Origin of the sequence: Chryseobacterium daecheongense, assembly GCF_003729955.1 — a bacterium.
Lineage (GTDB): Bacteria > Bacteroidota > Bacteroidia > Flavobacteriales > Weeksellaceae > Chryseobacterium > Chryseobacterium daecheongense.
Genome location: NZ_RJTX01000004.1, coordinates 656,140 through 676,063, shown reverse-complemented (window position 1 = coordinate 676,063; position 19,924 = coordinate 656,140). Strand labels below are relative to the sequence as shown.

At 36.2% G+C, this 19,924-nt stretch carries 24 protein-coding genes; 6 read left to right on the top strand and 18 right to left on the bottom strand.

Annotation, left to right across the window (positions count from 1 at the left end):
* Positions 1 to 46 precede the first annotated feature (46 nt).
* The 13 genes from EGI05_RS16445 to EGI05_RS16385 form a co-directional block, all read right to left on the bottom strand.
* Positions 47 to 454, bottom strand: coding sequence for a hypothetical protein (locus EGI05_RS16445; protein ID WP_123264108.1), 408 nt, complete (start codon positions 452 to 454; stop codon positions 47 to 49).
* Positions 444 to 725: a hypothetical protein gene (locus EGI05_RS16440; RefSeq protein WP_123264107.1), complete on the bottom strand. Its 282-nt coding sequence runs from the start codon at positions 723 to 725 to the stop codon at positions 444 to 446. The genes EGI05_RS16445 and EGI05_RS16440 overlap by 11 nt, the downstream gene beginning before the upstream one ends.
* Positions 726 to 843: 118 nt before the next feature.
* Complete coding sequence (locus tag EGI05_RS16435) at positions 844 to 2,568, bottom strand: M14 family metallopeptidase (protein WP_123264106.1); 1,725 nt, start codon at positions 2,566 to 2,568, stop codon at positions 844 to 846.
* A gap of 123 nt (positions 2,569 to 2,691) precedes the next feature.
* Positions 2,692 to 3,426 carry a metallophosphoesterase gene (locus EGI05_RS16430; protein ID WP_123264105.1) on the bottom strand — a complete coding sequence of 245 codons (735 nt, stop codon included), beginning with the start codon at positions 3,424 to 3,426 and terminating at the stop codon, positions 2,692 to 2,694.
* Entirely contained in the window at positions 3,427 to 3,969 is a 543-nt protein-coding gene (locus EGI05_RS16425) for an RNA 2'-phosphotransferase (RefSeq protein ID WP_123264104.1), read from the bottom strand.
* Positions 3,970 to 3,976: 7 nt separating this feature from the next.
* Positions 3,977 to 4,918 (bottom strand): ADP-ribosylglycohydrolase family protein, encoded by a 942-nt coding sequence (locus EGI05_RS16420; RefSeq protein WP_123264398.1) that lies wholly within the window; start codon positions 4,916 to 4,918, stop codon positions 3,977 to 3,979.
* Entirely contained in the window at positions 4,918 to 5,601 is a 684-nt protein-coding gene (locus EGI05_RS16415) for an SIR2 family NAD-dependent protein deacylase (protein WP_123264103.1), read from the bottom strand. The genes EGI05_RS16420 and EGI05_RS16415 overlap by 1 nt, the downstream gene beginning before the upstream one ends.
* Positions 5,598 to 6,113, bottom strand: a complete 516-nt coding sequence (locus EGI05_RS16410; RefSeq protein WP_123264102.1) for an O-acetyl-ADP-ribose deacetylase — start codon at positions 6,111 to 6,113, stop codon at positions 5,598 to 5,600. The genes EGI05_RS16415 and EGI05_RS16410 overlap by 4 nt, the downstream gene beginning before the upstream one ends.
* A complete protein-coding gene (locus tag EGI05_RS16405) occupies positions 6,113 to 6,925 on the bottom strand; it encodes a TIGR02452 family protein (RefSeq protein WP_123264101.1) in 813 nt (270 codons plus the stop codon). The genes EGI05_RS16410 and EGI05_RS16405 overlap by 1 nt, the downstream gene beginning before the upstream one ends.
* Positions 6,922 to 7,344 (bottom strand): ADP-ribosylation/crystallin J1, encoded by a 423-nt coding sequence (locus EGI05_RS16400; RefSeq protein ID WP_228428633.1) that lies wholly within the window; start codon positions 7,342 to 7,344, stop codon positions 6,922 to 6,924. Before EGI05_RS16400 ends, EGI05_RS16405 begins: the two co-directional genes overlap by 4 nt.
* Before the next feature lie 3 nt (positions 7,345 to 7,347).
* Positions 7,348 to 8,256 (bottom strand): NAD(+)/NADH kinase, encoded by a 909-nt coding sequence (locus tag EGI05_RS16395; RefSeq protein ID WP_123264099.1) that lies wholly within the window; start codon positions 8,254 to 8,256, stop codon positions 7,348 to 7,350.
* A gap of 16 nt (positions 8,257 to 8,272) precedes the next feature.
* Positions 8,273 to 9,247 carry an SPFH domain-containing protein gene (locus EGI05_RS16390; RefSeq protein ID WP_228428632.1) on the bottom strand — a complete coding sequence of 325 codons (975 nt, stop codon included), beginning with the start codon at positions 9,245 to 9,247 and terminating at the stop codon, positions 8,273 to 8,275.
* Between the two features lie 242 nt (positions 9,248 to 9,489).
* Positions 9,490 to 10,167, bottom strand: a complete 678-nt coding sequence (locus EGI05_RS16385) for an NUDIX hydrolase (RefSeq protein WP_123264097.1) — start codon at positions 10,165 to 10,167, stop codon at positions 9,490 to 9,492.
* 122 nt (positions 10,168 to 10,289) lie between these two features.
* Between EGI05_RS16385 and EGI05_RS16380 the strand changes: the two genes are divergently transcribed.
* From EGI05_RS16380 to EGI05_RS16370, 3 genes are all read left to right on the top strand, one after another.
* Complete coding sequence (locus EGI05_RS16380) at positions 10,290 to 10,934, top strand: DUF1579 domain-containing protein (RefSeq protein ID WP_123264096.1); 645 nt, start codon at positions 10,290 to 10,292, stop codon at positions 10,932 to 10,934.
* Between the two features lie 166 nt (positions 10,935 to 11,100).
* A complete protein-coding gene (locus EGI05_RS16375; RefSeq protein WP_123264095.1) occupies positions 11,101 to 12,960 on the top strand; it encodes a transthyretin-like family protein in 1,860 nt (619 codons plus the stop codon).
* A gap of 20 nt (positions 12,961 to 12,980) precedes the next feature.
* Complete coding sequence (locus tag EGI05_RS16370) at positions 12,981 to 13,190, top strand: hypothetical protein (RefSeq protein WP_123264094.1); 210 nt, start codon at positions 12,981 to 12,983, stop codon at positions 13,188 to 13,190.
* 46 nt (positions 13,191 to 13,236) lie between these two features.
* On the opposite strand, the gene lepA is transcribed toward EGI05_RS16370, so the two are convergent.
* The 5 genes from lepA to EGI05_RS16345 form a co-directional block, all read right to left on the bottom strand.
* Positions 13,237 to 15,033, bottom strand: coding sequence for a translation elongation factor 4 (gene lepA / locus EGI05_RS16365; protein ID WP_123264093.1), 1,797 nt, complete (start codon positions 15,031 to 15,033; stop codon positions 13,237 to 13,239).
* A 69-nt stretch (positions 15,034 to 15,102) separates the two neighbouring features.
* Positions 15,103 to 16,134, bottom strand: coding sequence for a hypothetical protein (locus EGI05_RS16360; protein ID WP_123264092.1), 1,032 nt, complete (start codon positions 16,132 to 16,134; stop codon positions 15,103 to 15,105).
* 103 nt (positions 16,135 to 16,237) lie between these two features.
* Complete coding sequence (locus EGI05_RS16355; RefSeq protein WP_121462587.1) at positions 16,238 to 16,741, bottom strand: hypothetical protein; 504 nt, start codon at positions 16,739 to 16,741, stop codon at positions 16,238 to 16,240.
* 8 nt (positions 16,742 to 16,749) lie between these two features.
* Complete coding sequence (locus EGI05_RS16350; RefSeq protein ID WP_123264091.1) at positions 16,750 to 17,280, bottom strand: hypothetical protein; 531 nt, start codon at positions 17,278 to 17,280, stop codon at positions 16,750 to 16,752.
* A gap of 17 nt (positions 17,281 to 17,297) precedes the next feature.
* On the bottom strand, positions 17,298 to 17,849 hold the full coding sequence (locus EGI05_RS16345) for an RNA polymerase sigma factor (protein WP_123264090.1): 552 nt from the start codon (positions 17,847 to 17,849) through the stop codon (positions 17,298 to 17,300).
* Between the two features lie 194 nt (positions 17,850 to 18,043).
* Between EGI05_RS16345 and EGI05_RS16340 the strand changes: the two genes are divergently transcribed.
* Genes EGI05_RS16340 through EGI05_RS16330 form a run of 3 tightly spaced genes read left to right on the top strand, consistent with a single transcriptional unit; the run spans position 18,044 to position 19,865 of the window.
* Positions 18,044 to 18,793: a Rossmann-like and DUF2520 domain-containing protein gene (locus tag EGI05_RS16340; protein ID WP_123264089.1), complete on the top strand. Its 750-nt coding sequence runs from the start codon at positions 18,044 to 18,046 to the stop codon at positions 18,791 to 18,793.
* Complete coding sequence (locus EGI05_RS16335) at positions 18,783 to 19,301, top strand: KdsC family phosphatase (protein WP_123264088.1); 519 nt, start codon at positions 18,783 to 18,785, stop codon at positions 19,299 to 19,301. Before EGI05_RS16340 ends, EGI05_RS16335 begins: the two co-directional genes overlap by 11 nt.
* 9 nt (positions 19,302 to 19,310) lie before the next feature.
* On the top strand, positions 19,311 to 19,865 hold the full coding sequence (locus EGI05_RS16330) for a Maf family protein (RefSeq protein ID WP_123264087.1): 555 nt from the start codon (positions 19,311 to 19,313) through the stop codon (positions 19,863 to 19,865).
* Positions 19,866 to 19,924 lie beyond the last annotated feature (59 nt).

The window sequence follows — 19,924 nt, the reverse complement described above, 5'->3', positions numbered from 1 at the left end:
AAATGATTTTTCCATAATAAAAAGGTGTGATGTTATCACGCCTTTTTTATTTTATCTGTAATAATAGTTCTTCCATATTCCGGGTAACTTCGTTGCATGAAAAGCAGGCATCCTTACCATCCTGGTGAAACCACCTGCAATTGCTACGAATAGGGCAATAGGATAATTCTTTATTTGTATACCCAACATCCAGATTCTGTACTTTTTGGGATAAGGAACATTTGGATTCTTCATTGTTCCATTGGGCACATCCTTTTTCCACACATTTTCCTGTAAAGCGGAATCTTTGTTCAAGACTGTTTTTCCCTTTATTAAGCTCTAAAAACTCTTCGGTAACGGTAAGTGGTGTGATGAATTGCACCTTCCCGTCTTTATTGACAACTCCAAAAAGCTGTGCCCCGGCTTTTCCTACATAACTGGGACACATCTTTTTTGAATGTGAATTAGCCTCCATAGCTTTTAATTTGAGACTGTAGATCTTTAATCTGAGACTGGATGTCTACTCCTGGTTTGAAAATAATGATTCCCCAAGGAAACCAGTCTTTAATTCTCAAGGGTTTGGTAAGCCCCCTGAAATCTCTTTGTGCAGCAAAAGATTGGCTGTTATCAATTTTTGAAAGTTCTGAAAGCACGACATTCTGTATTCCTTTGTCTATGCTTTTTAATTGTTCATCGGTAAGATCCACTCCTTCCAATGAAATGAAAAAATGCTTTTTGGTTGCCATGATCGTTATTTTTATTGGTTTACCCATCAAAGCTAGTGGTATCCATATAAAAACAAGTCAGGGAAAAACCCAAAATCAGCAGGTGGAAAATACGGTAATTTCATTCATAATCAAACACTTACAAGACTCTGTAGATAGGATACTGTCTGAATGTTTTTTCTTCAAAATAAGGAGAGTTCCTGTAGATCCAATCCAGCTGAGCCTGTCCGTCTTCAGCAAACTTTTTATCCGTTGTTTTTTTATTTTCAAATGCTTCTTTCAGCTTTTTATCTTTCTTTAATAGTTCTGAAGCGGTATCTTCAAATATATAGGCTGAATAATATTCTTTTTGCCCTAAAATTCCGTCAAAGAAATTCCAGTTGAAGAAAGAATCCAAAGCTTCCGGCTCAAGGGTTTCAATGATATATTTTACACCTTCCTGCTGGGTTGAAATTACATAATCTCCAGCTGAAAATATAACCTTCTTGTTGATTTTATCCACTGTGGTCTCATAATGCAGATAATGTCCCTCATAAGGATTTTTAACGGTTTTAAAATCGTTGATCTTATAAGATTCCACCAGAATAGCGCTGTCCTTTTGCAGAGGTTTCATCTGAATTTTATTTCGTTTGAATTCTTCAATGATTCTGTATTGAGATTGTGGAATTACATAATATTGAGGAATAGTAATATATCTGGTAGGAACAGCCGTTGTAAAGAGCTTTATGGTTTTTGTAAATGGTTTTGACCTGTCATAATACAGCCTTGGTTTCCCGGAAATTTCACTGGGTTTATATTTTCCTTCGTATCCTTTAAAATCCATGGTCGTAAATTGGGTAGAATCTATTTTCCAACGGATTCCGTATTGTTTCCCTGCCTGATACTGCTTTAGATTTCCAAGGCGAAGTTCTTTTATTTTTTTATATTCCTTATCGAGATTCTGGAGATTCACGAGCATATACTTATACGTGGCATCCACCCTTTTATCGTAAGGTTTTAGCATATGCGTTTCCGGTACCGTCCCTAAAGAATTGAACAGAGAAGTGTAACCTGTAGAATATCTCGGAGAATCTTCAAAAGCGGCAAACCCCACTTCAGGAACATCTCCATGGATATTGACATATGGGGTACTTTCATATCCCAGCTTCTTTAAATCTTCAAGGTTTTTAGCCTGATAATTCTTGTAAAAATATTCTCCTAACACATTTCCCAACCGCTCTTTAAATGTTGAAATGTAGGTAAAGGTATATTGATAGTCAGCACCGTTGCTTACATGGTTGTCGATAAAAACATCCGGTTTCAGCCAATGATAGATTTCCTGGAAACTTCTGGCATTTTTAGAATCCGCTTTGATGAAATCCCGGTTAAGGTCATAATTTCTGGTGTTTCCTCTGAAGCCATATTGTTCCGGACCGTTTTGATTGGCTCTGGAAAAAGACCCTCTGTTCAGCATTCCACTTACATTATATGCAGCAATAGCGGCAACAATGAAGTTCTGCGGGGTTTTTATTTTTTTTGTTGCGAGATCTTTCATTAACATCATGGTAGCATCAATCCCGTCCGGTTCTCCCGGATGAATTCCATTATTGATGAAAAGAACAGCTTTATCTTTTCTAAGTTTTTCCAGCTCTTTTTCCGGGAAAGGATTGTACACCACTACATAAATGGGCTTTCCATTATCATCTTCTCCTTTTTTCAGGTATTGAATGGTCTCAAAATTTTTAGATAAGTCCTGGTAATAAGCATTCATTTCATCGTAAGTGACGGTTGTATTACCGTTTCCTTTTTCAAAGGGAGTCTGAAAGGAACTTTGAGCGAACAAAAAAGATGAAGACAGAGAAAATAAGAGCGTTTTCAATTTCATTGATGTAATATTTCAGACTTTAAAATTACTTAAAGTTTGGGAAAAATGGATAATTGATAATTTCCCTCGCAGATTGAGCTGATTTCGCAGATGATTGTGGATATTTGAGAGAAATATGATTATTTAGTCTTGATTTCTTCCCTTTTCATTTGGATATAAAGACGGAAGCGGATCACTCTGCCAGAATTCTTTGGTGTCAACATCCATAATGGATAATGATCCGGTAAATGCAGCACCTGTATCCATGTTCCAGATATTGGCTTTATTTAGCGGATGCTTTATGCCTAAATGCAATGTGGGAGTATGGCCGATGTAAATTTCATGGTACAATAACAATCTTTTTGGATACAGTTCTGAGTTTTTCGACAGTTTCTTATCCATGGCTACAGCTGTTTCCCAGAGCGTTCTGTCCCAACGGTAATTGCTGGAATACACTTCTTTTTCAGGACCATGCATGGAAGAATACCCCGCATGAATGAACAGGCGGTTTTCTTCGTCTACAAAGTAGTTTTTCATTCGTTGGAAAAATTCCAGATGGAGCTCTAAATCCTCTACTGAATATTCTTTGTAGCTTTCAACGGTACTTTTTCCTCCATTAAATAACCATACCTCTTCGCCTTTTCCAAAAGAGAGCCAGTCTTCACACCAAACATCATGATTTCCTTTTATGAAAATGCATTCTTGCTGTTCTGAGAGTTTTATCAGGAATTGGATCACCATTGAAGATTCACTCCACCCGTCAACGTAATCTCCGAGAAAGATCAGCTTATCATCGGAGGTAACTTTCGCCTGCTCAAAAACCTGTTTCAAAGCTTTAAATCCCCCATGAATATCTCCTACTACTAAAGTTCTTTTCATTTATTTTGAAATGTATTTTGCATCTACGAAATCGGTAAGCCATACTCCATTTTCTGAGAGGTAAAATTCTATTCCTTCCTGGAGCATAAGACCGGTTCTTATCGTAAGGATCACAGGTTTTCCATGACGCATTCCTACTTTGGTGGCCGTTTCCTTATCACTGCTCAGGTGAACATGCTGTCTGCTTCTTTTTTCAATTCCTTTTTCTAAAATGGAAGGGATATTGATTTCCGCAGTTCCATGATAGAGATATTCCGGCGGCTGTTGGGGTGTTAAAGCCAAGTCAACATCAATAGAGTGCCCCTGATTCGCTCTGATTTTGGTTTTATCTTCATTAAAAGCAAACCGTTTCTTGTTATTGGTTTCCACTACCTCATCCAATTCTTCTAAGGTAAAATTTATTTTGTTTCTAGCCGACTTTTCTCTTAGTTCCTCAATATCTGCCCATCCGTTTTCATCCAATTCCAAATGGATGGCTTCCGGCTGATGCCTAAGAATAAGGCTCAAAAATTTGCTTATTTTTTTCTTTTCTGTTTCGTTCATGATTTAATTATTTCATCAGTTTGTTTTCGAGTTTGATACATAAGCTTTCAATATCATTTTTTCTTACCAGATCTGAAATCCATTCTTCCGGAATATCTTCAAACCCATAGTAAATTCCGGCAATTCCACCTGTTATAGCCCCTGTTGTATCTGTATCTTCGCCTAAATTTACAGCTTTCAATACGGCTTCGGAATAACTCTTTGAGTTTAGGAAACACCATAATGAAGCTTCCAATGAATTCAAAACATATCCGCCGCTTTGAATTTCATCTTCCTTATAACTGGAAATATCATTCTTTAAAATCCTATAAAAAAGCTGTATTTCTTTTGGGTTAAACTCCCGATTTTCTGCATATCTCAAAGCAGTTTCCTGTATATAATCATATGCTTCTGATTTACTTTTCCCTTTTAACAGCTGTATTGCGAAAATCACATAAATGAAGCATGCAAAAACGGATCGGAAATGGCCGTGAGTAATTGCAGAAATTTCCCTCACAGTTTTGTATAGTTTATCAATATCTTCTTCATCTTTAAGATAGAAAGCCAAAGGAAGAGTTCTCATTAAAGAGCCATTCCCATTATCTTCTTCAAAAATATTTCCTGAAAATCTTGCACTTTCTCCTTTGATCAATCTCGCAATAGAATGTCTTGTCGTTCCTCCTATATCAAAAAGCCTTCCGTGTGCGGTCCAATGTCCATATTTGTTCCATTTCACAAAACTTTGCCCAATTTTTTCCAAGTCATATCCTTTTGTGAGCTCTTCAGCAATGCATAATGTTAAGGAACTATCATCGCTCCAGGTTCCTTTAGGCTGATTCCAAGACATAAATTCCAAATATCCTGTCACCGGAAAACGTTTAAGAGTTTCTCTGGTTTTAAACTCCACCGGAACACCTAAAGCATCCCCGATACAAACACCAAAAATTCCTGCTTTTACTGCATTTTCCATCATGCCATGTTTACTAGTTTATCAAACAACAATTTCATTCCCTGCGTTGCGGTTTCTTTAATCACTACCGCTCGTTTTCCGTAGCTCATGCTATCATCCGGATTTATGACAATCAATAAACAATCATCTTTAATGTCCTGTAACAATCCTGCGGCAGGATACACCTGCAATGAAGTTCCGATGACTAAAAAAATATCTGCTTCTTTGGTTATTTTCATGGCTTCCACCATCATCGGAACATCTTCTCCAAACCATACGATGAATGGTCGAAGTTGTGCTCCATCTTCTGCTTTATCACCGATTTTTATATCATCTTTTTGTTCATAGATCAGACTTTTATTGTTGCAGGAACAGGATTTGAAGAGTTCTCCATGTAAATGTAAAACATGGGATGAGCCTGCTCTTTCATGCAGATCATCAATATTTTGGGTGATAATATGTACCTCGAAATACTTTTCCAATTCAGCTAATAATTTATGGGCATCATTGGGCTGTACTTCATGGAGTTGGTGACGTCTTTGGTTATAAAAATCTAAAACGAGTTCTCTGTTTCTTCTCCATCCTTCCGGACTTGCCACCTCCGTCACATCATGATTTTCCCAGAGTCCATCGCTGTCTCTGAATGTTTTGATCCCGCTTTCGGCACTTATTCCGGCTCCGCTTAATATGGTGAGTTTTTTCATTTTTCTAATAGTTTTTTATACATCTCTTCGTTTTCATCATCAAAACAAACAAAAATAACTTTCTCTATTGTTTCAGATTGAAACTTTTGTATTTCCTGAATGGCAATTTTAGCTGCTCGGTTTTTAGGAAATCTGTATATTCCTGTACTGATATTAGGGAAAGCAATTGTTTTAATCTGTAGACTTTCTGCTAACTTCAATGAATTTTTATAGCAATTCGCTAATAATTTTGAACATTTTTCTTCATCTCCATTCCAAACCGGACCTACTGTATGAATAACATAGTTTGCTGGAAGATTTCCAGCAGTTGTGACAACAGCTTCACCGGTATTACATTTTCCTTGTTTATTTCTGATTTGGATACATTCTTCTAATATTATTGGCCCTCCTGCGCGATGAATAGCTCCATCAACTCCGCCTCCGCCTAGCAATGAAGAATTAGCAGCGTTTACAACTGCTTCGACTTGGATTTTGGTAATGTCTCCTTTTACTAGCTCTATTTTGTGTTTCATTATATTCCTTCAAATGGTTTCAACATTTCCTCTTTTTTAGTCAGAATTGCGAAAATCACTCTTTTAAATTTATTTTTATACTTTCCTTGAAGATGTTTTTTGAATAGTTCTGCAATATCCTTCGGATCATTTCTAAAAACTCCGCATCCCCATGCTCCTAAAATAAGAATTTCGTTTCCCTGATTCAAAGCCAACGCAAGCATTTTATCAATTCTGATATCCATTGCCCCGTATATTTCGTTTATTCGTTCTGGTTCCTGCTGTTTTACAACACCTACATTCACAGCAGCAGAAGTAATAAAGTTACAGAAAACGGCTTTCTGTAATAATTCTCCTTTATCTTTTCTGAAAACAGGAACTTTTGGACTATAAATCATGTTATCTGTGTAAAAACATGATTTCATTTTTCTATGGGTTTTATAAAAGTTTTCTGCTTCCAATTGTGCTGCATACAAAGCAGACGTTCTCGCCAAACTTTCTTCCTGCGCCTCTGCTCCACTGATAAAACCACCACCAGGATTTTTTGCAGACGCAAAGTTCAGGCACATTATTTTCTCTTGATTTTCCTCTTCTGCAAGTCTCAAAATTACCTGTAAAGAGCTGCAATTCCATGTTTCTATTTTACTTGTAAAATCAACTTCTGGGATTTGTTTTCCTGTTAATTCAAAAAGCTCTTCTGAGCTAAATAATTTTGTTTCTTCTTTACAGAATTCTATTTCTTTCTGTATATCGATCTTTTCATTATTGTTATTTATATAATATTTCTTAGCTAAGATTTGTAAAGTATCTTTCGCCATTCCTTTATTTGTCATTTCTTAATTTTTAAGTTCATCATTAAATCTTCAACTTCATCACTTCCGGGTCTTTTAAAGTTTTCACCTATAAAAACTTTTGTAACTATAATATTTCCCACAATAGCCCGATTAAAAGCTTCTAATTCTTCAGAAGGAACCCACAATTCATTATGATTTCTTGCTCCTACATTTTGAGATGGGTATTTATTAACAATTTCTTCCAACACTTCAAACTTGGTTACAAAACCCAGATAATTTCCTGATTCATCCCTTGTATTCCATTTTTCAGCAATTTCGGAAGCATAATCTTCATCCAAAACAGGATAAAAAATAGGTTGCCATTCTAATCTTGGTGGAAATTTTTTATAATTACTTTCAATAATTAAAATCATTTCCTTTTCTCCCACAGGTCTGTAAAGTGTTTTTGTTTTCATCATTTTTTAATTCGTTACCAAAACCGCTTCCTCATCAGAAAGCTTTATTTCTGCCGTTGCTCCGCTGTTAAATTGCAGAAAATCCTGTTCAATTCCATCACTAAATATAAAACCATTATTTGGCATTAAAGATTCTACAATCAGCTTATTTCCTTTTTTCAGCTTGCCTCCACAAATTTCTGTTTGTGTTCTGATGCTTTTAAAAGGCTCTCTTACTGCAAAATACAAATCCTCTTCGCTCATTGTAGGATACCCGAGTTTTTTGGGTCCTAAAATTCCGTAAGCCATATTAAAAATAGAGCTTAGCCAGCCTGTACTTCCTGTCTTTGTAGAGACTATAATTCCACTTGAAGAATGAACCTCTTCTTTTCCGTTCAGCATAATTTTGTATCTCGCAGAGCTATGGGAAGAGATTCCGATGAACAGATCATTGACTGCCAGTAATTTTTGACCATCATTCAACACCGCTTCTGCAAACCTCATCTTTTTTATTCTATAGCTTTCATTGATTACTGCATTTACTCCATTTAGAAAGTTCTTTGCAGTAAACGGAAGCAATACACCATCATATCTTTCTTCATCAGGATTAATTGCTATAATGGGAATATGTTTAGAATATTTTGCCACATTGGCGACTAATCCGTCCTGCCCTATCACAATGATCAGATTCTTTTCAGAGAAAATATAGGAGGGTACAAATTCTTTTTCCACCACTTTATTTTTGATCACTTTGGACAGTCTGGTCTGAACTTCCATGAAGGATTGATAAAATCTTTCATGCTCTTCCACATACTCCCGGAAATTTCCACCTGAACTTTCAATATAAAACTGAGCCTGAGCTTTGGTGTTGAATCTTTCGATCAGAGATTCCAATCTCGTTTTATTTTTAACAATGATGGCATATTCTGGTTTCATGAGATCATCTTTTCTGTTACTTTTCAGTGAGCAATGTTTCCAATAAGTCTGGACTGATGTTAAGCGTTCCTATTTTACCTGCGTTCTCCGCCAGTTCTCTAAAGGCTAAAGCAATACTTGATCTTGCATCCTGGTTACTGTTTAAAGCAGTTAAAACTCTCCAATCCAATTCTTTATAAGGCTTCAACGCAGCTTCGAGAGCATATCCCTTGGTTTCCGCTTCTTTTCTGTCGTTTTCCGTTTTTTGATCAATCAGTTCCTTTCTTTGATTTTCAACGGCGATATCTGCGGCAATCTTCATTTCTCTCAGGATTCGACTGTTTTCTTCTTTCTGAACTTCAGCTTCCATTCTTTTTTCATCAATCTGCTTTTGCTTTTCTTCTACGGCAATTTCGGTATTAAGTTCAGATTCCTTGATTTTTCTTTCCTGTTCTACCGCAAAATTTCTTCTTTCATACACCGCTTCATCTGCCTGTTGCTGCAATTTTTCCCGGGTTTCCGTTTCCAGTGCTCGTGCCATTTCCGGAGTGGTTTGTACCGCCAGAATATTGACTCCCAAAATCTCTATGCCCATTGTCTGAATAGCTTCAGAAGCCATTAATCCTTCCAGAATATTTCCTTCTATGTCCTTAGCGGAACGGATGGCATCTTTCAGGCTCTGATTATGAATAAATGATGACGTTGAAGTCTGAGCAAGATTGATAATTCTTTGATTCAGTTTTTCAATATCATTCTTCTTATAAATTCCTTCTTCATTTACTGTAAAATCCAATGTATTGGAAAGTGCTTTCGGGTCCGTGATTTTATAGCTGATCTGTCCTTGAATTTTTACCGTCTGATAATCAAAAGTATTTTCATTAAAAATAAACGGCAGATCATTACTTCCCATCGGAATAGCAATGATAGAGCTGTTTGGAGCAAAATAGAAGAATGATAAACCTCTTCCTTCTCTTACGACCTCTCCATTTTTAAAATGAAGAACATAGGTCATTGAATCAAATTTAATGTGTCTGAAACCAAACATAGCTTTATGTTTTTAAATTAATATTTGTGTTGTTTTTACGCTAACCAAAGATTGCATAAGATTTCGCTAGACTTAATATATACAATTCATTATTGCGTTATTTTTACACAAATTTAAATGAATATAACTTTACACACCAAATTAATTTGCGTTTATTTTACACTAATTTGTTTAAACAATTGATTTTCAGCCGTATTTTTTTTCGAATATTATTTTATTTCAAAATAAAACCCTTGCTCTTCAAGCTCTTTATATTTCTCCTGGTTAAAAGTAAAAAGTTTCCCGGGTCTGCCACTTCCTTCCTTTTTTACATTATTGGTTTCATTAAGAAGCCCGTAACTCATGATTTTTTTACGGAAATTTCTACGGTCGATTTCCTGTCCTATAATGGTTTTATACAGATTTTCAAGGTCTGAAAAAGGAAATTCTTCATGAAGAAGATTAAAGCCAATAGGCTGATATTGAATTTTTGTACGTAACCTTTTTAGTGCTGTTTCTATGATATTTTGGTGATCGAAGGCCAATTTCGGGAGCCTATTCACACTAAACCATTGTGCATCTTCTGCATCGGAATCGGCAAATAGTTCATGATAAGAAGGGTTGACAAGCCCCAGATAAGCTATGGAAACCACTCTGTTTCTAGGGTCTCTCCCTACATCTCCAAAAGTATAAAGCTGTTCCAGAAAATCGGGTTTTATTCCTGCTTCTTCATACAACTCTCTCTTTACAGCATCATCTACATTTTCATCATCCATAACCAAACCTCCGGGGAGAGCCCATCCTCCTTTGAATGGATCTATTTTCCTTTTGATTAAAAGGATTTGAAGATCCTTCTTATCAAAGTATCCGAAAATAACAGCATCTACTGCCACTTTTATATTCTGCATAGTTAATTTGCGTTATGAATACACAAAGTTACGGTTTAGAATTTAATTGACAGGTATTAAAAAAGAATTTTCAATCAAAATAAAATTCACTAAATTTATAATCAACTTAAAACTAAACGATTATGAAAAATTTACTCTTGGCTTTCAGTACCGTTTTTTTACTGATCGCCTGCGAAAAAGGAAAAACTGATGCTTCCAAAACTTCAGACAAAACGGATTCTGCAACAGTAAGTTCGGATTGGAAACCTGTAGATACAGCCACTGCCAACAAAGCCTGGATGGAATTTGCCACTCCCGGAGATATGCACAAAATGTTAGCTAAATCTGATGGAAACTGGACCGGTGAAAACACCATGTGGATGGAAGAAGGCGGACAGCCGATGAAAAGCACTTCTCAAGCCACCAACAAAATGATTTACGGCGGCCGTTATCAAATGAGTGAACATAAAGGAGATTTTATGGGAATGCCTTTTGAAGGAATGAGCGTTACAGGCTATGATAATGCTAAGAAAAAATTTGTAAGCACTTGGATTGACAACATGGGAACAGGCATTATGTATATGGAGGGAGAATGGAATGCTGCCAATAAATCCATAGAATTTAAAGGAAAAATGACAGATCCTGCCCGGCCTGGAAAAGATTGTAATATAAGGGAAATCTATACATTCGTTGATGATAATACCCAAAAGCTGGAAATGTTCGGACCAGGTTCCAAAACAGGAAAAGAGATGAAAACCATGGAAATTTTATTCACCCGCAAAAAATAACAACAGCCGCTTCGCTTGAAGCGGTTTTTTATTGATTAGGGTGAAATCACTGAAAAGAAATCGGGATTTTACTTACTGATTCCTTGATAGTTATATTCAATTTTGGGATAAACAAAAGGATGCGCCGAAAACCTTAAAGAGTAGGCAACAACCTAAAACCAAAACCATGAATTATATTATCAAAGGAAATCTAGCTGCCTATTTGTGCAGAGAGTGTTCAGAATACCTGAGCCAGGTAAGAGTGCGTATTTACCTTCCTTCAGCTGATATCAATATTGCAGCCGTTTCAGCCGCTGAAATTAAAGATACATTCAGAGAAGTTTCGGAAGATGAGATCAAAGCCAAACAGGACAGGTTAATTGCAGAGGCAGAAACGGATATCAATGGAAATTTTTCTGTAGAAATTGATGAAAAGTATTCCCGTTCAGCCCTAGAATTCGATTTTTACTGCGGAACGGTTCCCCGTCCTCCCTTCCCTCCTAAAAAAGGAAAACCAAGACAGTTTCATATCACCACTTTTGTTCCTCAATGGAAGATTACGAAAGAACAGGTTTATGTAGCCAATTTCTCTTATATAATTCCTGAAAAATGGTGGTGCTTAATTAAGGGAAGATATTTTGATGTTTGGACTATCTGTGGAAGATTAACAGATTGCAAAACAGGAAAACCTCTTTCCGGAGTTACTGTAATCGCCATGGATGCAGATTTCATTACAGATGATGAACTGGGAACTGATGTTACCGACAGTAATGGTCATTTTAAAATCTATTATTCTTCTGCCGATTTCAAAAAGACCTTCCTCTCTCCTATCATTAATATTGAAACAGATGTCCTTCCTCCGTTTGCTAGTGGTCCTGATGTCTATTTTCATTTAGAATATGGCGGACAGCGTTTTGCCCTGGAAACAAAAGCAGATCGTCGTAATAATGTGGGTTACTGCTTATGTGTGAAGCTTTGTTCGAAAGAACTTATTCCAATAGATCCTTCAATACCTCCTTCTTTTACTCATTTTGGTCTTACACAGCATATTCCGATCCAGACTGGAATTAATCTGGCTACCGGAAAAACTCTCGGCGGATATGCGTTTTTCTCATCCGTCAATTTGGTAGGAACAATAAGTAAAAAGATCAATGCACAGCCTATGGAATATCTTTTCGAGTATCAGGAAGTCGCAAACCCATCAGATGCATTAAATCCAGCCGGATGGAGCCCTGTGGTACCCAATATGATTGATAAGACCGTTATCGGGTATTTATGGACGTTTACAGGAGACCCTTCCAACCCTATTGCTTATGAACCTTATCACATCAATGGAACAGGAACTGAAAAAACGGTTACCTTTAATGGAAACTGGATTCAGGTGCCGCAGGATTCCAACTTTGCTGCTCATGTAGATGCGGAAATTCTTAAGCTTAATACTGAAAAACTGACCGGAGTAACCACTATCGATATGAGCATGCCCACATCAGGAATAGGAAATTCAACAGTTTCAGGGACAAGACCGCATACATCCAATAGATATTTTGCTGTCAGAATGAGACAAAGAGAAGCAGGAAATGTTGCAACAGAAGTGGTGGCCGGAACATCTAAACCTATAGCCATTTTCAATGTTTTATATCACAATGTCAACAAATATGGAAGTTGGGCTCATACCACCGTCAATGATCAGAGAATTGCATTGTCTGTAGATCTCCAGGAAATAATTTCCGGAAGCAGCGGATGTAGTAAAATAACCACAGATCTGCATGTAAAATACGGGGCAAGAAACGAAAATCTCGGCAGTGTAAGCCTTTCCATTGTAGGTCCTCATAAACCAGGACAAAGCTTTGGATTTGATCCGATAGTATTGATGCCTTCTCCAGAAACATTTGGATCGACACAATTGGTATTTACACCTCCAACTGATACTGTGGCGGATTTATTACCTTGTGCATATACTGTTTCTATTTCTGCAACAGCATTGCTAACAACAGGAGACGGAAATCTGAATTCCTATCATGACTTTGTATCTTTCTGTAAGGTATAATCAAAATAAAAACGAACACCATGAAAGCATTATTAAGAGCCATTATAGTAATCATTATTATTATTGGCGGCGCGATCATCATTATCGTAGGGAAAAAACCATTCCCTGAACCGGAATGTATCGTATGCGGACCCAACCTTGTAACAATTCTGGGTATTGCTGAAATTGTCCTCGGATTGGGAGCTCTCGTCATTCAGGGAAACCTGACTGAAAAAGAGAGAACATTTTGAAAACAAAAAGACCGGCGATCTACCGGTCTTTTTTTTATTTTTATTATTAATCGTTGAGCTTTAATACAGCCATAAATGCAGACTGTGGTACTTCTACTCTACCAATCTGCTTCATTTTTTTCTTACCCTCTTTCTGCTTTTCCAATAGTTTACGCTTTCTGGAAATATCCCCTCCGTAACATTTTGCGGTAACGTCTTTTCTTAAAGCCTTAATGGTTTCCCTCGCGATAACCTTCGTTCCTAATGCTGCCTGAACCGCAATATCAAACTGCTGTCTTGGGATCAGCTCACGAAGCTTTTCACACATTTTCTTACCAATGTGATAAGCATTGCTATCATGTATTAATGAAGAGAGTGCATCCACCATATCTCCATTGATCAGGATATCCATTTTCACAAGCTTAGATGCCCTGAAACCGATCGGATGATAGTCGAATGAAGCATATCCTTTAGAAATGGATTTTAACCTGTCATAGAAGTCAAAAACAACTTCTGCCAAAGGCATATTAAAGACCAGTTCAACTCTGTCTGAAGTTAAGTAACTCTGGTTAACAATTTCTCCTCTTTTCTCAATACATAAGGTCATTACTGGCCCTACAAAGTCAGATTTTGTAATGATGGAAGCTTTAATATAAGGTTCTTCTACCCTGTCAAGAATAGAAGGATCCATCATTTCAGACGGGTTGTTGATCAGGATTGGTGTTTCCGGCTCTTTTTTAGAATATCCAAAATACGATACGTTCGGTACAGTAGTGATCACATTCATATTGAATTCTCTATCCAAACGTTCCTGAACAATTTCCATGTGAAGCATTCCCAGGAATCCGCATCGGAAACCGAAACCAAGAGCAGCAGAGCTTTCCGGTTCAAAAACCAAAGAAGCATCATTCAATCTTAACTTTTCCAAAGAGAATCTCAATTCTTCAAAATCTTCGGAATCAATAGGATAAATACCTGCGAAAACCATTGGTTTTACTTCCTCAAACCCTTCAATAGGTGCGGAAGCAGGTTTTTCAGCAGAAGTAATGGTATCTCCTACTTTTACTTCTCTTGCGTCCTTAATCCCTGAAATAATATATCCTACATCTCCCGTTAAAATCTCTTTTTTAGGAGCCTGTTTCAATTTCAATGTTCCTACTTCATCCGCTTCATAGGTTTTATCCGTCGCCATGAATTTTACCTTCTCCCCTTTTTTTATGCTTCCGTTCACAACTTTAAAGTAAGCTTCAATTCCTCTGAACGGGTTATATACTGAGTCGAAAATCAATGCCTGAAGCGGAGCATCCGGTTCTCCAACCGGAGCAGGAATTCTTTCAACGATCTGCTCCAATAAATGATGAACCCCTTCTCCTGTTTTTCCTGAAACTCTCAGTACATCCTCATATTCGCAACCGATCAGGTTCATGATCTCATCAGTAACTTCTTCCGGATTGGCAGAAGGTAAATCAATTTTATTAAGAATCGGAATAATCGTTAAATCATTTTCCAATGCTAAGTAAAGATTACTAATTGTTTGTGCCTGAATACTTTGTGCAGCATCTACAATAAGAAGCGCTCCTTCACAGGCGGCAATGGAACGGGAAACTTCGTAAGAAAAGTCTACGTGTCCAGGTGTATCAATAAGGTTTAAGATATATTTCTCTCCTTTATATTCATAATCCATCTGGATTGCGTGAGACTTAATAGTGATCCCACGTTCTTTTTCCAAATCCATATCATCTAAGGTCTGTGCCTGCAACTCTCTTTGAGAAACAGTATTGGTATATTCCAAAAGACGATCTGCCAAAGTACTCTTACCGTGGTCGATATGGGCGATTATGCAAAAATTTCGTATGTTTTTCATTTAAGAACCTTGTAATTTGCAAAGATAAAAAAAAGGAGGACAATATCGTCTCTCCTGATTGTATTCGTATTATTTAATTTTATACTCTTCTTCGGGGAAAATATAATTTCCGGTAAAAGGATTTAAATACACCTTGGGTAAATCCGGGTTATTTGCTTTTCTGTTCTTTTTAATACTTGCATCTATAACAGCTCCCACTAATCCTCCCACTAATCCTCCTGCCATTGATCCTATCATCGCACCACTTCCCATATATTCAGGAAATAATTCTGCCCGTGAAGCAAAAATAAAATACCCTTCTTCATCCTTTTCAATTTTTATAGGTCCAACTGGAGTTATCTTATATGCTTCCCCATTGAATATATAGGCATACATTTGTCTCAATGGAATTTTTTCCTCTCCTTTAACGGCTTTGGTAACGTACCCTTTCTCATTGGTAATAAGGTTATATCCTGATTCCGGAGACTGAGTAAAAAATCTGTAGAAATTTTTATAAGCACCTTCTTTCAATTCACTCCCTTTATATAATTCCAGATTATTTTTAATCAGAGAGGCGTAATTGGTAAGTTCATTTTCCGGAATAGCATAACTCCATGAATCTGACTTATAGGAGCTTTTTAATAAATCCGTTAATCCAATCGTTATTTTTTTAGCTAAACTTTGTGCGAGATATGGGGTCGTTCTTGATGAAACTGTAGCAACAGTATCCATTCTGTATAAAAAATGATATCCGTCTTCTTTTTTAATGAATGTGCTTGCTTTAAAAGCAAGTTTGCCTATTGAATATTTTTCTTTTTTATCTTCCGAGATTTCTATATTTTCCAATAATAAAACTAAATCTTCTTTTCCTCTTACTTTATTATCTTCATAAAACCAATCTTTTATATCTGTAGCTGCATCATTTGCGAAAGCAATATTTACCTGGTTTTTATGATACATTACATTTCCAATTTCTTTATTTGGTCTTTGGTCAATCACTGTAAAAGTTTTGATAGAATTCTTACTGTCTTTAATCGATTTGGATAAGTTAATAGTCTCCGTTTCTATTTTCTGGGCACATAATGAAACCGAAAATAGGAAGAACAATATAATTTTTCTCATAATTTATTTTTGCGCAAAAATAGAAAACTTATGATGAACCCTAAAATTAAACGACTCCCGCAATAGAATTGCGAGAGTCGTCCAACATTAAAAAAATAAACTATTATGGGTTTTGTCTGTTTTTTGAAGTTTTTCCGTGAGGTTTTCTTTCATTCATTTTATCTCTCATCATTCCCTCGGACTGGAATAGCTTCAAAACTTTTTGGCAGGGAATCACCTGCTGCATTTTATCTGCATATTTTTTTCTGTTATCCAATAGCTTTTGGCCTACTTCAAAGCTTTGCTGTAGTTTTAGCTTGGCTTCTTCATCGGATAATGTTTCCGGGTTAAAGTTGGGATCAAACTGACTTTTGATCTGCTTCTGGCTTTCCAGATATTCGTTATAAACTGCTGTAAATTCAGCTTTATCTCCGGGATCAATATTCAGGTTATCCATCACCATATTATTTCTGAACTTGGTTAAAAGTTCTTTTCTTTCTTCCGGAGAAAGATTATTTATTACTTCTTTTCTCTGTTTTGGATCCATTTTTTTCCAGTCGTAATCTGTCCTTTGTGCATTTAAGCCAAAACCATAGATTATAAAAAGTGTAAATAATATCTTTTTCATCTTTCTTTTTAATTATATAAATCCAAATAAACATCCTGAGTTGAATTGCTTGCTAATTCTGAAATTTCAGAATTGGTAAATGAATCCAAATATTCGTTCATCTGAGTTTCTTCTTGTTTTGAAACAGGTTTCACTGTTTTTGTTACTTTTTCAGTAGGCGTTTCCTGCATATAAGCTGTACTTTTACTTTCCTGATTTTCAACTTTTTGATTATTATTTTCAACAGAAGTTAAATCTGCCTTCAAGGTTTCATACGCCAGTTCACTTTCTGTTTTAGCCTGGCTATCATTGGAAGCATATGTATTTGCAGAATTGATTGTATTTTCTGTTGAATCATTGCCTGCGTTTACAACAAAAGTAATTCCAAAAATCAAAACGATGGCTGCAGCAACAGCATATACCCAATTCATTTTAATAATTGGTGCTTTTTTCTCGGTTTTTACCTCGCTCATCACTTTTCCCTGGATATTTTCAAACAAATTATCCGGGACTTTGTAAATATTCTTTCGTTCTAATTTTTCTATATCGAACTCTTTCATCTCTTTGTTCTCAAAAATTATCTTTCGTAATTTTCCTTAATATATTCTTCTATTTTTTGTTTGGCATAATGATAATTCGTTTTTAGTGTTCCTACGGACATATCCACAATTTTGGATATTTCTTCGTAAGGCAAATCATCATAATACCTCATCATAAATACCAGTTTCTGCTTTTCGGGCAGGCTTTGTATGGCACTCTGCAATAGTATTTGTATTTCTTCGGCATCCTTTTCTGCATTGTCGGCTACAAGATTCTGCATATGATATTCCGCATCTTCATCAGTTTTCTGCATTTTTTTTAGCTTATTGATCTGCTGTAACGCTTCGTTGGTAGCAATCCTGTACAGCCATGTATATAATTGGCTGTCATTTTTGAACTGGTGAAAATTCTGATATGCCTTAATGAATGTTTCCTGCAAGGTATCTTCTGCAAGAGCCCCATCCACAGTAATTCTTCTTATATGCCAATACAATCTACTTTGATAAGCATCCATCAGCGCACGCAACCCTTTGTCCTGGGTCCGTGGATTCTGCATCAGCGCAATAATTTCTGCGTCCTTAATCTTCATAAGATGCTTTCACTGTTTTGGATTACAAAAATATCTAAAAGTTAAATTACATATTCAATTTTTAGTCCAAATATTATAATTAATTTCAAGTAGTTATGTTGTTTTCTTTAGGCAACGGGTAATAACGGAACTTTGAAAAATTTCCATCTCCCTGCTTCCTTTCTAAACTCAACGCAAAATATTATCTTTGTTATATGCAAACTGTAATTATCGGTTCCGGAAATGTTGCCTATCACCTGGCAAAAGCTTTTGTTCTCAATACCATTCCTTTAGCTCAAATATTTGGCAGGAATGAAGAAGATCTGAAGGAAATATCTGAAGAATTGAACATTCCTTATTCTACAGATAAACTGGAAGATGCAGATCTTTATATCATTTGTGTAAGTGATGGTTCGGTAGAAAATGTTTCCAAACTGATCACTAAAAAAAATTGTTTGGTTGCTCATACTTCCGGTTCTTTACCAAAAGAAATTTTAGAGGGGGAGTACAGGAAATCAAGCTTTTATCCGTTGCAGACCTTTTCCAAATCTAAGGAACTGGATTATAAAAAGATTCCTTTTTTCATAGAAACAGAAAATGAATTTGACAAAAGGGTTCTTTTTGAGATTGCAACCAAAATTTCGGAAAATGTAATGGAAAGTTCTCATGAAAAAAGAAAATACATTCATCTTACGGCTGTTTTTGCCTGTAATTTTGTAAATCATCTTTTTTCGAGAGCAAAAGAAATTTCAGATTCACAGCAAATTCCGTTTGATTATTTTTTACCATTAATTGATGAAACTGTACAGAAAATTCATGAAATTGAGCCCAAATCGGCGCAAACCGGACCTGCCGTGAGAAATGATGTAAGAGTTTTACAGCTGCATGAACAATTATTACAAGGGGAAAGCCTTGAAATTTATAAAACAATGAATCATTCTATTAAAAAAATGTATGAGTTATAAAGAGAAATTAAAGGATATTAAGGCATTTGTATTTGATGTAGACGGTGTTTTCACAGACGGAAGCGTTTATCTTCTTCCGGGAGGAAATATGTGCAGGGTAATGAATGTTCTGGATGGTTATGCTGTTGTTAAAGCCTTAAAAAACAATTATTTAATAGGAGTGATCACAGGTGGGAACGATGAAATGGTAAAGCATAGGATCAATTACCTTGGAATCCAGGATTATTACCCGAAATCTCATGATAAAATGGTGGATTTTGAAGATTTCAAGAAAAAATATAACCTGAAAAACGAGGAAATTTTAACAATGGGGGATGATCTTCCTGATCTCCACATTATGGAAAATTCTGCCATTGCTGCATGTCCTGAAAACGCAGTTCCGGAAATCAAAGGAATTGCAACTTATATTTCTCCGAAACAGGGGGGAAGCGGGGCAGTGCGTGATGTAATTGAACAGGTGATGAAGGTTCAGGGAAACTGGCATGATGATAATACACAATCCGTTTAATCCGTAAGAATGAAAATACTTTTAGCCTCACAGTCTCCTAGAAGAAAAGAATTGCTTTCCAGTTTGGGGTTTGATTTCGAAGTGGTAAAAATAGATTGTGAAGAAATTATTCCGGAAAATATATCAATAGGAGAGGCGGCTGCATATCTTTCTCAGTTAAAGGCCGATGCATTTGCGAATCTGAAAGAAGGAGAAGTTTTATTAACTGCTGATACAGTTGTTGCTATTAATGACCAGATTTTGGGGAAACCAAGGGATAAATCTGATGCCAAAGCAATGTTACAGGCCCTTTCCGGAAAAACCCATCAGGTCTATACGGGAATCACTATCAAAACTATTGATAGAACCTTTACAGAAACGGATGTAGCAGATGTAGAATTTGATGACATTTCAGAGGATGAAATAGAATATTACATTCAAAATTACAGGCCTTTTGACAAAGCAGGAAGCTATGGTATCCAGGAATGGCTGGGTATGGCTAAGATCAGAAAAATGAATGGCAGTTTCTATACAATAATGGGGCTTCCTACCCATTTAGTTTACAAAATTCTGCGAGAAATATAATATTTTTCAATATAAAATTTTACTATTTTTACAAAATCATCAAACTGCTTTATAATAAA